Genomic DNA, 14,821 nt, shown 5'->3' on the forward strand with positions numbered 1-14,821 from the left:
GATCAACTAGTCGGAGGCCACATGAGACGCCAACGATCCACCCTCATCGCCGTGTCCGCCCTACTCGCCGTCACCCTCACCACCGCACCAACCCCCGCCAACGCCCAGAGCGCGGCAGACCCCACCCAGGTCGCCAACCTCACCATCCGCCAAGGCGACGGGTACGCCACCCTCGCCTGGCAACCCGTCGACGGTGCCACCGACTACCAGATCGAACGCACCGCCGTCGACACCAACGGCACCCCCACCGGCGCACCCACCATCGTCGGCATCTGGCGCCCCAACCGCCAGATCAACCAACAGGCACCCACCTTCGCCGACGCCGGATTCAACCCCGGCGACACCTTCCAATGGCGAGTACGCGCCCGCGCCGGCACCACCGAACAGCCCTACTCCGACCCGGTCGTCGCCACCACCACCACACCCTGGGGCAACCCGGGCACCCCCGGCGAGCAACTGCGCACCCAGTGGGAAACCGCCCACGCCGCGCAGTACACCAGCGACACCGACGAGTACGCCTACACCGCCGCCATCGACGCCCTCAGCGACCGCGTCCGCGTCGTCGAACTCGGCCGCACCGTCCAGAACCGACCCATCAACATGATGGTCATCGGTTACCCCACCCCGGCCGCCACCCCCGAGGCCGTCGCCGCCACCGCTCCCGTGGCCATCAACTGCAACGTGCACGGCAACGAACCGGGCGACCGCGAAGCCTGCCTCATCATGGCCCGGCAACTCGCCTTCAGCACCGACCCCCGCATCACCGACCTGCTCAGCCACACCACCGTCCTGATCGTCCCCACCATCAACGGGGACGGCCGCGCCAACAACACCCGCGGCAACTCCACCGGCCAGGACCTCAACCGCGACTACTCACTGATCCGCCAGCCGGAGACCGCCGCGTACATCAAGATGGTCCGCGACTACCGACCCGTCGCCGGCTACGACGGCCACGAGTACGGCAACTCCCGCGCCGGCGACCTGCCCATGCTCCCGCCCCGCCACCAGAACGTCGCCCAACCCATCTTCGACCAGTCCCAGGACATGATCGAAAACCACATGTACACCAAGGGCGCCGAAGCCGGCTGGTGGGCCTGCCCGTACGGCTGCGAAGGCGGCGGCAACGTCGGCCTCAGCGAGGAAACCATCCTGCGCAACACCCTCGGCCTCAAGAACGTCGCCAACTCCCTGCTCGAACTGCGCAGCTCCGGCGGACAGACCCGACCCGACGAGGGCAACACCGCCAACAACCGACGCCGCAAGACCTACTCGGCCCTGTGGACCTTCCACCAGTTCCTCGACTACCACCGCGCCGACCGCGGCGACATCCTCACCTCCCGCGCCGAGTCCATCGAAATCCAGGCCGCCAACACCGGCCGCCTGGTCTTCCGCGGCTCCCGACCGATCCCCGCCCACCCCGCCCCGCACCCCGGCGACAGCACCCCGCCGCTGGACGCACCGCCGGCCGACCTCATCCTCGACAACGCCCCCTGCGCCTACAAGCTCACCGACGAGCAGTACAACGGCGCACGCACCGACGGACCAGGCGGAGTCGGCACCACCGTGGCGCAGCGCATCGCCGCACACGGCTGGAAGGTCATCAAGACCAGCGACGGCTACTACGTACCCCTCAACCAGCCCGAACGCGGCCTCATCCCGCTCCTGCTCGACACCAAGGGCGTGGAGAAGCTGACCGACGGCGAACGCGTCTACCCGACCCTCACCGGCCGACACAACGGACCACTGGCCGTCACCGGCTTCACCTGCGCCGCCGACGCCACCATCAGCGGCCCGGTCACCGTCCGGGCCGGCGCGGCACTCGTCGCGACCGGAACCACCATCAGCGGGCCGGTCAACGCCACCCGCGCCGCCGGCGTCCTCATCGCCGACAGCACCATCAACGGCCCGGTCCAGATCACCAACACCACCGACGCGATCTCCATCATCGACGTCACGATCGCCGGCCCGGCCAACCTGACCGGCAACACCACCGGCACCGACGCACCCCTGCTGGCCGGCAACACCATTCGTGGCCCGCTCAACTGCACCGCGAACAGCACCGCCCCGACCAACCTCGGCGTCACCAACACCGTCAACGGCCCGCGCGCCAACCAGTGCGCGGCACTGTGACCGTCAGCTAGTCGCGCCGGCGGTACGGGCACCAGCCCCGTACCGCCGGCGCCCCACCCCACCCCCGACCCCTGTGGAGACCGTCGTGCCGCACCCCACCCGCCCCCGGTCCCACACCCCGCGCCTGCTCGCAGTGGCCCTCCTACTGGCCACCACCGCCTGCACCGCCACCACGGACACCACACCACCGGCCAACACCGGCGCACCCCAGGTCACCGGACCACTCTGCGCCGCCCTGCCCACCGGCACCGACCCCGGAAACCCGACCTTCCTCGCCAGCCAACCCGTCGACCAGGCACTACGGTGGATCCCCACCCTCACCACGTTCGAGGCGGCCCTGCGCACCAGCGGCGCCCTCACCGACCTGCCCACCGACACCGGCGTCACCATCCTCGCGCCCTCCGACGACGCCTTCGCCGCGAAGTTCTCCGAGGACAACTGGGACGACCTGATGGCCCGCCACCACGACCAGCTGCGCACCCTGCTCAAGGCGCACCTGATCGCCGGAGCCCACTCCATCGAGGACCTGGTGACCGCCGGCACCGCCACCACCCTCGACGGCGCCACCGTCACCCTCACCCGCACCGGACCCACCGCCCGTCTCGACGACCGCGCCGACGCGGTGTGCGCCGACTACCAGGCCACCAACGCGCGCATCCACATCATCAACGCGGTTCTCGGCCCACTGCCCACCACCGCCGACGACACCGACCAGCGGGCCCACTGACCCCGCTCACCGCACCCGGCCCACCGCCCCCAGGCCGGCCAGCGCCCGGTTGGTGCGATTCGCCCGCACCGCGTCGCGCTGCTGCCCGGCCGTCACCTCGATGTACGTCTGCGACGACGCCAACGACGCGTGCCCCAACAACCGCATGATCTCCGCCGCGCTCGCCCCATCCTCAGCCAGCCGCGTCGCGAACGTGTGCCGCAACGCGTGCAACCGCGCCCCCCGCGGCACCCGGTCACCGATGCCCGCCCGCCGAAAACACGACTCCACCAGGTACTGCAGCCCACCACGGCGCAACGGCTCGCCCCGCCGATCCACCAGCAACGCCGAGTCGGGGCGTACCGACCGGGAACCGAAGCGCCGCACCCGACTGTCCAGGTAGTCCCTCAGCACCCGGTCCAGATCCGCCTCGATCGGCACCACCCGGGGCCGCCCGCCCTTCCCGAGCACCTCGATCCGCCGCTCACCAGAGCGGCCACCCAGCGAGCCGACCCGCAGCGCCAACAACTCCGACAGGCGCAGCCCGGCGCAGAGCGCCACCGCCAACACCGCGACGTCGCGCTCCGGCCACGGATCGCGCTGCCGACCCTCGTTGCGCGCGGCGGACGCGAGCAGCACCTCGGGGGTGTCCGCGCCGCGCAGCGGCTTCGGCTGGGGGAGAAGCGCCCGGGGTCGCCCGACCGCCGGCATCGGGTTACCGGCCACGATCCCGTCGGCCACCAGGAACGTGAAGAAACTGTTCCAGGTGGACCAGGCCCGGTGCACCGACGCGGGTGCCCGGGGAGCGGCGAACCGGGCGAAGGCCGCCCGCATCACCCGGGGGGAGAGCTCGATGATCGACAGCGCAGGCAGGGGGAGGGGAGTGGTGGCATCCTCGGCGATCAGGGCCGCGACCGCGAGCAAGTCCCGCCGGTACGCCGCCAACGTGTGGGGGGAGGGCTTGCGAGTGGCGCGGGCGGTCAGGAACTCCTCGATCAGCACTACGAGCGATTCGTCCTGTTTGTCATGCATAAGGGATATTATGCAGCATTTTCGGGTTTCCGGGAAGCGGGTGCGCGAGGGGAGAGGGCCAAGCTGACCGGCGAGGGAGCCCGTATCGTGCGCGACATGACGTCGCCCGCCGGCACCTGTCCCACCTGCGGTCGTCCCGGCACACCCACCGTGTACCGGGACGTGGGCGGTCCGACGGATCTGGCCTGCTCCGCGGGGCACCGGTGGCGAGTCGAATGCCAACCCGGATGGGCCCCGCACGCGACGCCGAGCAACGTCGGCCGCGACGCGGAGGACCCGGCGCCCCGGACGGAGCCCATGGACGTCGGCAAGGACGGTCGGACCTGGCGGATCGGCACAGCCACCGACGTCGCCTGGCTCGCCGGGCGTACCACGCAGGGTTCCTCGGTCACCGCCGCGATCCCGCCGGTGTTCGACGCGTACGGCACCTTCCACCCACCTGACGGGGTCGGGATCGACGCCCACGAACACGCGGTGATCGACGAGCTGGTGACGTGCACGCCGGATCAGCCGTGGTGGTTGGGTTTCCTCGACACCGGCGCGCACGATGTCGTCTTCCCGCACGCGCCACGGGTGTCCCTCTACTGGGGCTGGCGATACATGTTGGTCAAGGCCGGACCGGAACAGGCCCTGACCTGGCGCACCGGTCACCTACGCGGCGACGGGTCACTGCCCGACCTGTTCTTTCCCGCGGATCGGTCCTGGCTCGTCTCCGCCCTGTGGGACGACACCTGGACCGACATCGGCGCCAGCGTCGCCGTGCTCACGGCGCTGCGGCGTAACCCGCTGGTCAACCTGCGCCTCGTCGGCCCGGACGAGGACGCGTGTCCGCCCGGCCTGACGCGCGACTGACCTCGCTCGGACGACGACGGGGGGCCGCCAGAACACCTAACTTTACATAATGTGCATTATCGAATCGCACTACGGGCCGGTGCTGGAGCCCACGCCTGACGGGTATCGTCGCGATCCATGATCCGTGGAGCGGTGTTCTTTGATGTCGATGGAACGCTGACGCCGACCAGCAGCGGCCAGCACCTCGCCGAGCTCGTCGGCAATGGCCAAGGAGATCGCAGAAATACAAGCCGGCTACGGAGCCGGCACCTTGAGCAGTGACGAGTCTTGCGTGCTCGAGGCTCGTGGGTGGGCAAGCAGGACGCCCGCTGAAGCCCAGGCGTTTCTGGAGTCGATGCCGCTGGTGGACGGCATAGCGGAGACGGTTTCGTGGTGCCGGGCTCACTCGCTCGTGCCTGTGCTGGCCACGCTGGCGTGGGACTTCGTCGGCGCCTACCTGTGCAGCCGCTTCGGCTTCGACCGAGCGTGCGGACCACGCTTGCAGGTCGTCGACGGCCGCTACAGCGGCGAGGTCGCCGAGCAGTTCGACGAGCAGGCCAAGCGCGATTTCGCCGTCAGAGTGGCCGCCGAGTTGGGCGTCGAACTCCGGCATTGCGCGGCCATCGGTGACGGGCGATCGGATGTGCCGCTGTTCGGTGTGGTCGGCTGCGCCATCGCGTTCAACGCAACCCCCGAAGCTCGTGCCGCCGCCAGCGCAACGGTCAACGGCCCTGACCTCCACGCCGTCGTGCCCGGCCTGAGCGCCTGGCTGGAAACCATCGCCTTGCCCGCTAACTGACAACGCTGGGAGAAGCGTCCTCCCGCAACTTGCGCGCCCGGAGCCCTGCCTGCTTGTGGTTCTGAGGGCTCTCGGCTGTGCACGTCGACAGCTACTGGCTGCTGCAGACCGCGGCGCCACTGCTCGTCGCCACGCTGACCCGTGACCCGCTCCTGGTGGCGGGCATGACGGTGGTGCAGTTCCTGCCCTGGCTGATCGCGACCCTCCCCGCTGGCGCGCTCGCCGACCGGATGGACCGGCGTCGGATCCTCACCGCCGGCAACTGGCTGCGCGCCGCCGGGTTCGCGCTGCTCGCCGTGGCCCTGACGAACGGGTGGCGGCACGTCGCGCTGCTCTACGCCGCCGTGTTCCTGGCCGGTTGCGCCGAGACGCTGGTCGACAACGCCGCCCTGACCATCCCGCCCCGCCTCCTACCCCGCGAGCAGCTCGAACGCGCCAACGGCCGGTTGTTCGCGACCCAGTCCGTCATCAACACCTTCATCGGGCCGCCGGCCGGGGCGGCGCTGTTCGCGCTGGCCGCGTCCGCGGCCTTCTACACCGGCGCGGCCTCGTTCGCCCTCGCCGGCCTGGCCGCCCTGCTGCTGCCCGCGCTGCGCGCCACCGGCGGGGAGCGGCAGCGCCGCCATTCGACCCCGACCAGCATCGGTCAGGACATCCGCTCCGGATGGGCCCACTTCTGGCGGCACGAGCTGCTGCGCCGTGTCGCGTTCATCTCGGCGGCGATCAACTTTTTCGGCTCGGTCACCGGCGGGTTGCTGGTCCTGCTGGTCACCGGCCCGTAAGACCTGCCCTTGTCGCGCTACGGCCTGTTCGTGGCCGTTCCCGCCGCCGGTGCGATCGCCGGCTCACTGCTCGCCGAACACGTCGTGCCGCGCATCGGTGGCGGTCCCACCACCTGGCTCGCCGCCCTCGTCCCGGCCGCCAGCTACGCCATCCTCGGCCTGGGTCACCACACGATCCTCGCCCTGGCCGGCATGTTCTGTGCCGCCGTTGCCGCCTCGCTGAACCAGATCGTCGTCAGCACGCTGCGCCAGACGGCGGTCCCCGACGAACTCCTCGGCCGGGTCACCGCCGCCTACCGCCTGGTCGTCCTGGGTGTCGTCCCCCTCGGAGCCCTCGCCGGCGGCTTGCTCGGACGCGGCCTGGGGATCCGAGCCCCCTTCCTGGCCTCAGCCCTCGGCCTGACGCTCGCCGCGTTCCTGTTCGCCTCCCGGGTCACCACCCAAGCCCTCCGTGACGCCGAAAACAACCCATCAGTCGGTCACGAACGCAGACAGGAGCTAGTTGGTGTCCGGGAATGAGGGTGACAGGCAGAGCGGGGCTGCGGTGAGATGGCGCCGTCACCGTACGCGATGGGTCATGGTGCGATGGAGCGGCCTCGATCCGACAAGCGGCGGGGAAAGGGACAGCTATGCAACTGGTCGCGGGCGAACCGACGCAGTACCTGGGCGGTGACACGGTCGTCGAGGTGGACCATCGGGCAGTGCGAGCGTTGGCTGGTGAACTACGCGCGGCGCATCCGGACGACGTCGACTTCACGCGGGCCGCCTTCGCATGGGTTCGTGACCGGATCCGGCACTCCGTGGACGCCCAGGATCCGCGGATCACCGTCACCGCCAGCGAGGTGCTCAGCGCTGGCGTCGGCCTCTGCTATGCCAAGTCGCACCTGCTGGTGGCCGTGGCCCGGGCCGGCGGCGTTCCGGCCGGGTTGTGCTACCAACAGCTGACCGACGGGCGAAGGCCCTTCCTGCACGGCCTCGTTGCCGTCTACCTCGCGGGCGGCTGGCATCGCCAGGACCCGCGCGGTAACCGCACCGGCATCGACGCCCAGTTCCGGCTCGGACGTGAGCAACTGGCCTACCCGCTCACCGACAGATCGGCTGGTCGCGATCTTCCTGACGTGCACGTACGACCCTCGCGCAACGTGATCGCAGCTCTGCGCGGTGCGCGAGACGCTCTTGAACTGTGCCGCACCGGGTTGCCCGCTACGCCCTGAGCCGGTACGAGAGCGCCTAGCTGGCTCTCCCCTATCCCCCACGATGACCTGAGGGCGGTACGTCGTCAGCGAGGTGTGCTGACGCCCGTGCGGCGTAGCCAGTCCTGGGTGAGCGATCGCAGCAGGGTGGGTTGTTCGTACGGCAGGTAGTGGCCGGCCGCGTCGATCACGGTGTAGGTGCCGCGGGGGTAGTGGCGCATGGCGTGGAACTGGTCGGTGTAGCCGACGATGCCGTCCTGTCGGCCGGTGATCACGCTGACCGGGCCGGGGAAGACGACGTGGGTGTTCTCGTCGGGTAGGGCGTAGTCGGGGCCGTTCTGGAGCCGTTGTTGGAATCTCGCGTCGCCGGGACCGCCGGAGTTCAGTGCCGTGAGCACGGTCGCGACGACGGCTGGGGTGCGGTGGCCCAGGGCGGTGTCGAGGTGTGCGTGCAGGGCGGCCGGGGCGGCGTCGAGCCAGCCTGGTGGTGGGTCGAGTGGTGGTTCGTCGGGCAGGTGCCGGCTGTGGCGGGCCATGGTGATGCCGGGGCAGACGAGCAGGAGGCCGCGGACGAGGTCGGGGCGTTGGCGGGCGATGCCGGCCGCCAGGTACGCGCCGTAGGAGCCTCCGGCGAGGAGGGCTGGCGTGTCGAGGTGGTTGTCGAGCCAGGCGCAGACGGTGTCGAGCACCGCCTGGGATGTGGGTGGGCAGTGTGCGGGGGTGTCGCCGTGGCCGGGCAAGTCGAGGTAGATCTCTCGTAGGCCCGTGCCGGCGAGGGCGGGGCTGAAGGCGGTGGCGGTGGCGGCGCGGCTCATGCTGAACATGGGTAGGCACACCAGTGCTGGTCCGGTGTGTGCTGATTGGTCGAACGCCAGGTGCATGCGATGGTCCTCGGCCGATAGTCGTGGGCACCGGCCGGGTCGGCCGGTGCCCACGAGCGGCGGGTCGGGTGGGTGCGGCTCAGAGCCAGGGCACCTGCGGGGAAGGGTAGAAGTTGACCTGTTGCAGTCGCCAGCGGGGTGCCTGCTCCCCCAGTCGGGTTCGGAACGATTCCCAGTCGTGGCTGGCGGGTGGGGACCAGCCTAGTTCGGCGATGGCGGGCAGGCGGGGGAAGGCCATGTATTCGATGTCGTCGAGGGTGCGTAGCGTCTCGGACCACAGTGGGGCTTCGACGCCGAGGATGGCGTTCTCGCCGATGCCGGTGACCCGGGTGGCGGGGTCCCAGCCGTAGGCGTCGGACACCTCGATGAGGCCGGCCCAGCGTAGGCCGAGGTGGGTGTTGGCGTTGTACTTCATGTCCAGGTAGGCCTTGTTCGCCGGGGACATGATGACTTTGGTGCCGCGGGCGGTGGCTGCGACCAGGCTGGCGTTGGTGGTGCCGGTGCCCCAGAACTGGGCGACGTGGTCGGTGGAGGTGTCGGCCTGGGTGATCTCGTTCCATCCGGAGGCGCGTTTGCCGTACTTCGCGACCAGGGGCAGGACCCGGTTCATGAAGGTGCGGTAGTCCTCGTCGGTGGTGGCGTGGGCTTCGTCGCCGCCGATGTGCAGGAATGGTCCGGGGGTGATGGCGGCGAGTTCGCGGATGACGTCTTCGACGAAGCGGTAGGTGAGTTCGTCGTTGATGCACAGGGAGCTGTAGCCGACGGCGATGTCGGTGCGCGGGGGTGGTGCGACGCCGTCGCAGTTGAGTTCGGGGTACGTGGACTGGGCGGCGTTGGTGTGTCCGGGCATGTCGATCTCGGGGATGATCGTGATGTGCCGTGCGGCGGCGTGGGCGACGACGGCCTGGTAGTCGGCCTTGGTGAGGTATCCGGGGCCGACGCCGTCGACTCCGGTGCCGGGTCCGCCGCCGACGGTGGTGAGGCGGGGCCAGGAGTCGATCTGGATGCGCCAGCCCTGGTCGTCGGTGAGGTGCAGGTGCAGGTAGTTGATTTTGTACTGGCTGAGCAGGTCGACGTAGGCGGTGATCTCGTCGACGGTGTGGAAGTGCCGGGCGAGGTCGAGCATCGCGCCGCGGTAGGCGAAGCGTGGGTAGTCGATGATGCGTCCGCCGGGGATGGTCCAGGTGGTGCGTTGCGGGGTGGGTGCCTCGATGTCGGCGGGGAGGAGTTGGCGCAGTGTCTGGGTGCCGGCGAACAGTCCGGCGGGGGTGTTGGCCCGGATCGTGACGCCGCGGCGGGTGACGTCGAGTTGGTAGCCCTCCTGGCCGATGCGGTTGTCGGTGCCGCCGAGGAGCAGGGCGATCTCGGGCAGCGGGGTGGAGCGGACGGGGAGGACGGGCAGGGGGTGGCCGGTGGCGGGGCGCAGTGTGGTGGCGAGTTGGTGGCCGATGCGCCGGGCGGCGGTTGAGCCGGGGGTGGTGCGGATGACGGTCAGCGGGGTGATCCGGAAGGCGTTGTGTGCGTCGGGGTGGGTGTGGGCCGGTGCGGGGATGACGTCGCTGAGGTGTCGGGCTGGTGTGGGAGGTGCGGCGGGGGCGGGTGTGGCGGGCAGGATGAGTGGTAGGGCGAGTGCGGCTATGGCCAGCAGCCGTGTGGGGGTGTGTCGGCGACGCACGGTACCTCCAGGCCTCGTCGTGATCGACCTTGGTCGATGAGACTCGCAGGCTACCGGCGGTCCGCCCGTACTGTAAACCTTCCTTAACGTAGGTACGTGGCGAGACAACGTTGTCGCCGAGCTCACTCGTGCCGCTCCCAGGGGAATTCGCACGGTGGGTCGCGCCGTTGTCCGTTCGGAAGATCAGATGCACATGATCGAATGGAAGTGCCATGCGCATGCGCTCAGACGCGGTCGTGCTGTTCGGCGTCACGGGAGACCTCGTCTCGAAGAAGCTGTTCCCGGCGCTGTACGAGTTGACCCGGCGCGACCGCCTCGACGTCCCGGTGATCGGCGTGGCCCGCTCCGCCTGGGATGATCAGCAACTGGTGACCATGGCCCGTAAGTCGGTCGCCGAGGCCAACGATGAGATCGACGACGAGATCTTCGACCAGCTGGCGGACAACCTCTCGATGATCTCCGGCAACTACGCGGACCCGACGACGTACCAGCGGCTCGCGCAGCGGCTGCGCGACGCCGAACGGCCGGTCTTCTACCTGGCGATCCCGCCGGCGGTGTTCGGGTCCGTCGTCGAGGGCCTGGCGGCCGTCGGCCTGGCCGACCGGGGTCGGGTGATCGTGGAGAAGCCGTTCGGGCGTGACCTGGCGTCCTCCCGCGAACTGGATCGCACGCTGGGCGCGGCCTTCGCGCCGGAGCGCGTGTTCCGCATCGACCACTACCTCGGCAAGGAAGCCGTCGAGGGCCTCTACGCCTTCCGGTTCGCCAACCGGCTCTTCGAGCCGCTGTGGAACAACGAGCACATCGACAACATCCAGGTCACCCTGGCCGAGGGGTTCGGCACGCAGGGCCGGGCCGGGTTCTACGACACGGTGGGCGCGACCCGGGATGTGCTGCAGAACCACATCCTTCAGGTCGTCGCGCTCATCGCCATGGAGGCGCCCGCCAGAGACGACACCGAGGCGTTCCGGGAGTCGGAGGCCGCGGTGCTGCGGCAGGTCGCGCCGCTGTCGCCGCAGTCCACCGTCCGGGGGCAGTACGCCGGCTACCGTGACGAGCCGGGCGTGGCGACGGACTCGAACACGGAGACGTTCGTGGCGACCCGGTTGACGGTCGACTCCCCCCGCTGGGCGGGTGTCCCCTTCTACCTGCGCACGGGCAAGTCCCTGCCGGGGACGGCGACGGAGGTCGTGGTCGAGTTCAAGCAGCCGCAGCGCTCCCTGATCCCGGCGGAGCGCGGCACGACGGCCGCGAACCTGTTGCGCTTCCGCCTCGGGCGCGGTGACGGCATCACGATGTCGATCCAGGCGAAGAGCCCGGGTGCCGAGGTGGCGAGCCGTCCGGTGGATCTGTCCGTCGACTTCGGCGCGGCGCTCGGTCGCCGACAGGAGGCGTACGAGCGGTTGCTCGACGACGCGATGGACGGGCAGCACCTGCGGTTCGCGCGTGCCGAGACGATCGAGCAGGAGTGGCGCATCGTCGAGCCGATCCTGGACCTGCCGGCGGCGGTGCAGTCGTACGAGAAGGGCACCTGGGGTCCGGCGGACGCCGACGCGCTGGCCGGCGGCTGGCACACCCCGGACCTGCGGTAGCGGTCAGACTCGGCTCGCACGAACCGCGACTCCGGCGGCCGGGTCGATCACGCGGTGCTGAGTGACCGCTCAGCTCAGCGGAGCGACCGTCCGGCGACGGTGAGGTTTGCCGCTGGTCAGTGGTGTGGGCACGTTGGGTGCGACGTTTCTCGTCCCCATCGGAGAGGAAGCAGCCCATGCTTTCCGCACTCGATCGTCGGCACACCGTCGCGCCGCCCGGCTACAGCCGGTGGTTGATCCCCCCGGCGGCGTTGGCCATCCACCTCTGCATCGGTCAGGTCTACGCGACCAGCGTCTACAAGAACTCGCTGATCGCCCACTTCGACACCAGTCAGACGGCGATCGGGGTGATCTTCAGCATCGCGATCGTGATGCTCGGGTTGTCCGCCGCCGTCGCCGGGACCTGGGTGGAGGCGAACGGGCCGCGTAAGGCCATGTTCGTCTCGGCCTGTTTCTGGGCGGCGGGTTTCCTGGTGGGTTCGCTGGGCATCGCCACGAAGCAGCTGTGGCTGCTGTACCTGGGCTACGGGCTGCTCGGCGGCATCGGGCTGGGGATCGGCTACATCTCCCCCGTCTCCACCCTGATCAAGTGGTTCCCGGACCGGCCGGGCCTGGCCACCGGGTTGGCGATCATGGGGTTCGGTGGGGGTGCGATGGTCGCCTCTCCCCTGTCGCGGCAGCTGCTGTCGTTCTACGACTCCGGGTACGACCCGGCCAACGCGGGGTCGACGGCGTCGGGCAACGCCCTGGTGTGGTTGTTCGTCACACTCGGCCTGGGCTACTTCGTGATCATGATGTTCGGCGTGGCGAACGTGCGGGTGCCGGCGCAGGGCTGGCGGCCGGCCGGCTTCGACCCGGCGAGCGTGGCGGCGAAACCGCTGGTCACCACGGCGAACGTGTCGGCGGCGAACGCGGTGAAGACCCGCGCGTTCTGGCTGCTGTGGGTGGTGCTGTTCTGCAACGTGACCGCCGGCATCGGCATCCTGGAGCAGGCCAGCCCGATGATCCAGGACTTCTTCCGGGACAACGGCACCTCGGCGGTGACCGTCGCGGCGGCCGGCGGGTTCGTGGGTCTGCTGTCGCTGTTCAACATGGCCGGCCGGTTCGCGTGGTCGTCCACCTCGGACGTCATCGGCCGTCAACCGATCTACCTGGTGTACCTGGGCGTCGGCATGCTGCTGTACACCCTGCTGGCGCTCATCGGGCAGACCTCGACCGCCCTGTTCGTCCTGTTGGCCTGCGTGATCCTGTCGTTCTACGGCGGTGGGTTCGCGACCGTGCCGGCGTACCTGCGGGACCTGTTCGGCACCTTCCAGGTCGGTGCGATCCACGGTCGGCTGTTGACCGCCTGGTCGGCGGCGGGCATCGCGGGCCCGCTGATCATCAACGGGTTCCTCGACGCGCAGGGCGAGCCGGGCTCGCTGACGGCCGCGGCGTACCGTCCGGCGCTGTTCACGATGGTGGGTGTGCTGGCCGTGGGCTTCGTGGCGAATCTGCTGGTGCGGCCGGTGCCGCAGCGCTACCACGAACCGGCGACCGAACAGGACGGGGTTCGGGACCTGAACGAGGACACGACGGCGCTGAGGAGTGGTACGCGATGAGCGAGGACAGCCGACCCGGGCAGCAGGCCCGGTTGTGGATCTCCTGGTTGGTGGTGGCGGCGCTGCTCGGCTACGGCGTCGCGCAGACCGTCATCACGGCGGCGAAGCTGTTCACCCACTGAGCCGGGTCCGGCGGTCTCCGACGGCGCGTACGCGTGGTCAGAGACCGCCGGACACCCGCAGCACCGTGCCGGTGGTGTACGAGGCGTCCGGGCCGAGCAGCCAGGCGATGGCGGCGGCGATCTCGTCGGGTTCGCCGGCGCGGCCCAACGGGATACGACCGACGGCGGACTCCGCCCGGTCGGGCACCCCGGAGTCGGCGTGGATGTCGGTGCGCACGATGCCGGGGGCGACCGCGTTGACCCGGATGCCCTTGCCGGCGAGCTCCTTGGCCAGGCCGACGGTGAGGGTGTCGGTGGCGGCCTTCACGGCGGCGTAGTGCACGTACTCCCCCGGGCTGCCGAGGGTGGCGGCCGCCGACGACACGTTGACGATCGCCCCGCCGTCGGTGAGCCGCCGGGCGGCCTGCTGGGCGCAGAGGACGTAGCCGACGAGGTTGACGTCGACGACCCGGCGAAGGTCGTCGACGCGCAGCTCGGTGAAGGGCCCGATCAGGCTGGTGACGCCGGCGTTGTTGACCAGGCCGGTGAGCCGGCCCAGGTCTTCGGCCGCGTCGAACAGGGCGCGGACCTGCTCGGGGTCGGTGGTGTCGGCGCGTACCGCGATGGCCTGCGCGCCGGCGGCCCGCAGGTCGGCCAGGACGGCCGCGGCGGCGGCGGAGTCGCGGCGGTAGCACAGGGCCACGTGGTGACCGGCGGCGGCGAGCCGGCGGGCGGTGGCCGCGCCGATGCCCCGGCCGCCGCCGGTGATGACGGTGACGGGTGCCACGGTGCCTCCCAAGATCTGCGTACGGGCTGCGCCGACGCTACCGTGACCGGCGCGGGTCGGTCGTCGAGAGGAGAGTCACATGCAGCGGGCGTTGGTGCTCGGCGGTGGCGGGGTGACCGGGGCGCGGCGGGCGCAGGCCGACGAGGTGGCGGCGCTCTGGGAGTGATCGCTTACGCTCACCGCGCGGTCGATCAGACGACGGAGGTGCGCGGTGGCGGGTGTGGGTGTCGGCGACGTGGTGCAGGATTTCCAGCTGCCGGATGAGACGGGCACGCCGCGGCGGCTGTCGGAGTTCCTGGCCGCCGGGCCGGTGGTGCTGTTCTTCTACCCGGCGGCGATGACCCGGGGGTGCACGGCGGAGAGCTGCCACTTCCGCGACCTCGCCGCGGAGTTCACGGCGCTGGGCGCGTCGCGGGTGGGCATCAGCCGCGACCCGGTGGCGAAGCAGGCTGAATTCGCCGCGCTGCACGGCTTCGACTATCCGCTGCTGTCCGACGTCGACGGCGCGGTGGCGCGGCAGCTCGGGGTCAAGCGGCGGGTGCCGTTGGGGCCGTTGAGCACGAAGCGGATGACGTTCGTCATCGGCACCGACCGGCGGGTCATCGAGGTGATCCACAGCGAGGTCAGCATGAACGAGCACGCGGACCGGGCGCTGCGCGCACTGGGCGGCTGAGCGCGCGTGAACCCCGTGCGGCGGGTGTCGCAGCCGGCTGA

At 70.4% G+C, this 14,821-nt stretch carries 13 protein-coding genes and 1 pseudogene; 10 read left to right on the forward strand and 4 right to left on the reverse strand.

Annotation, left to right across the window (positions count from 1 at the left end; translation table 11 throughout):
* Window positions 1-21: 21 nt before the first annotated feature.
* Window positions 22-2,130: a M14 family zinc carboxypeptidase gene (locus EV382_RS08700; protein WP_130401068.1), complete on the forward strand. Its 2,109-nt coding sequence runs from the start codon at window positions 22-24 to the stop codon at window positions 2,128-2,130.
* An 85-nt stretch (window positions 2,131-2,215) separates the two neighbouring features.
* A complete protein-coding gene (locus EV382_RS08705) occupies window positions 2,216-2,857 on the forward strand; it encodes a fasciclin domain-containing protein (protein ID WP_165435749.1) in 642 nt (213 codons plus the stop codon).
* Window positions 2,858-2,863: 6 nt separating this feature from the next.
* Here EV382_RS08705 and EV382_RS08710 read toward each other — a convergent pair whose 3' ends face one another.
* Window positions 2,864-3,868, reverse strand: a complete 1,005-nt coding sequence (locus EV382_RS08710; protein ID WP_130401070.1) for a tyrosine-type recombinase/integrase — start codon at window positions 3,866-3,868, stop codon at window positions 2,864-2,866.
* Between the two features lie 96 nt (window positions 3,869-3,964).
* On the opposite strand from EV382_RS08710, the gene EV382_RS33045 reads away from it, so the two are divergent.
* The 4 genes and pseudogenes from EV382_RS33045 (at window position 3,965) to EV382_RS08730 (ending at window position 7,494) form a co-directional block, all read left to right on the forward strand.
* A complete protein-coding gene (locus tag EV382_RS33045; protein ID WP_244236595.1) occupies window positions 3,965-4,720 on the forward strand; it encodes a hypothetical protein in 756 nt (251 codons plus the stop codon).
* 202 nt (window positions 4,721-4,922) lie between these two features.
* The gene (locus EV382_RS08720) at window positions 4,923-5,498 is read left to right on the forward strand and encodes an HAD family hydrolase (protein ID WP_208758344.1); all 576 of its coding nucleotides are present in this window, start codon (window positions 4,923-4,925) and stop codon (window positions 5,496-5,498) included.
* Between the two features lie 77 nt (window positions 5,499-5,575).
* Window positions 5,576-6,799, forward strand: a pseudogene (locus EV382_RS08725) (MFS transporter).
* Window positions 6,800-6,909: 110 nt separating this feature from the next.
* On the forward strand, window positions 6,910-7,494 hold the full coding sequence (locus EV382_RS08730) for a transglutaminase-like domain-containing protein (RefSeq protein WP_130401071.1): 585 nt from the start codon (window positions 6,910-6,912) through the stop codon (window positions 7,492-7,494).
* A 65-nt stretch (window positions 7,495-7,559) separates the two neighbouring features.
* Here EV382_RS08730 and EV382_RS08735 read toward each other — a convergent pair whose 3' ends face one another.
* Window positions 7,560-8,354 carry an alpha/beta fold hydrolase gene (locus EV382_RS08735; protein ID WP_130401072.1) on the reverse strand — a complete coding sequence of 265 codons (795 nt, stop codon included), beginning with the start codon at window positions 8,352-8,354 and terminating at the stop codon, window positions 7,560-7,562.
* Between the two features lie 79 nt (window positions 8,355-8,433).
* Window positions 8,434-10,029: a beta-N-acetylhexosaminidase gene (locus EV382_RS08740; RefSeq protein WP_130401073.1), complete on the reverse strand. Its 1,596-nt coding sequence runs from the start codon at window positions 10,027-10,029 to the stop codon at window positions 8,434-8,436.
* Window positions 10,030-10,241: 212 nt separating this feature from the next.
* On the opposite strand from EV382_RS08740, the gene zwf reads away from it, so the two are divergent.
* The 3 genes from zwf to EV382_RS33775 all read left to right on the forward strand — a co-directional run bounded on the left by zwf (window position 10,242) and on the right by EV382_RS33775 (window position 13,341).
* Window positions 10,242-11,618: a glucose-6-phosphate dehydrogenase gene (gene zwf, locus EV382_RS08745; RefSeq protein WP_130401074.1), complete on the forward strand. Its 1,377-nt coding sequence runs from the start codon at window positions 10,242-10,244 to the stop codon at window positions 11,616-11,618.
* A gap of 176 nt (window positions 11,619-11,794) precedes the next feature.
* Window positions 11,795-13,219 (forward strand): OFA family MFS transporter, encoded by a 1,425-nt coding sequence (locus EV382_RS08750; RefSeq protein ID WP_130401075.1) that lies wholly within the window; start codon window positions 11,795-11,797, stop codon window positions 13,217-13,219.
* The gene (locus EV382_RS33775) at window positions 13,216-13,341 is read left to right on the forward strand and encodes an MFS transporter small subunit (RefSeq protein ID WP_256443348.1); all 126 of its coding nucleotides are present in this window, start codon (window positions 13,216-13,218) and stop codon (window positions 13,339-13,341) included. The genes EV382_RS08750 and EV382_RS33775 overlap by 4 nt, the downstream gene beginning before the upstream one ends.
* 37 nt (window positions 13,342-13,378) lie before the next feature.
* On the opposite strand, the gene EV382_RS08755 is transcribed toward EV382_RS33775, so the two are convergent.
* Window positions 13,379-14,107 (reverse strand): SDR family oxidoreductase, encoded by a 729-nt coding sequence (locus tag EV382_RS08755; RefSeq protein ID WP_130401076.1) that lies wholly within the window; start codon window positions 14,105-14,107, stop codon window positions 13,379-13,381.
* A 211-nt stretch (window positions 14,108-14,318) separates the two neighbouring features.
* Here EV382_RS08755 and EV382_RS08760 point away from each other — a divergent pair, with 211 nt between their 5' ends.
* Window positions 14,319-14,780: a peroxiredoxin gene (locus EV382_RS08760; protein ID WP_279636465.1), complete on the forward strand. Its 462-nt coding sequence runs from the start codon at window positions 14,319-14,321 to the stop codon at window positions 14,778-14,780.
* Window positions 14,781-14,821: the final 41 nt, after the last annotated feature.

Origin of the sequence: Micromonospora violae (genome assembly GCF_004217135.1) — a bacterium.
GTDB lineage: Bacteria > Actinomycetota > Actinomycetes > Mycobacteriales > Micromonosporaceae > Micromonospora > Micromonospora violae.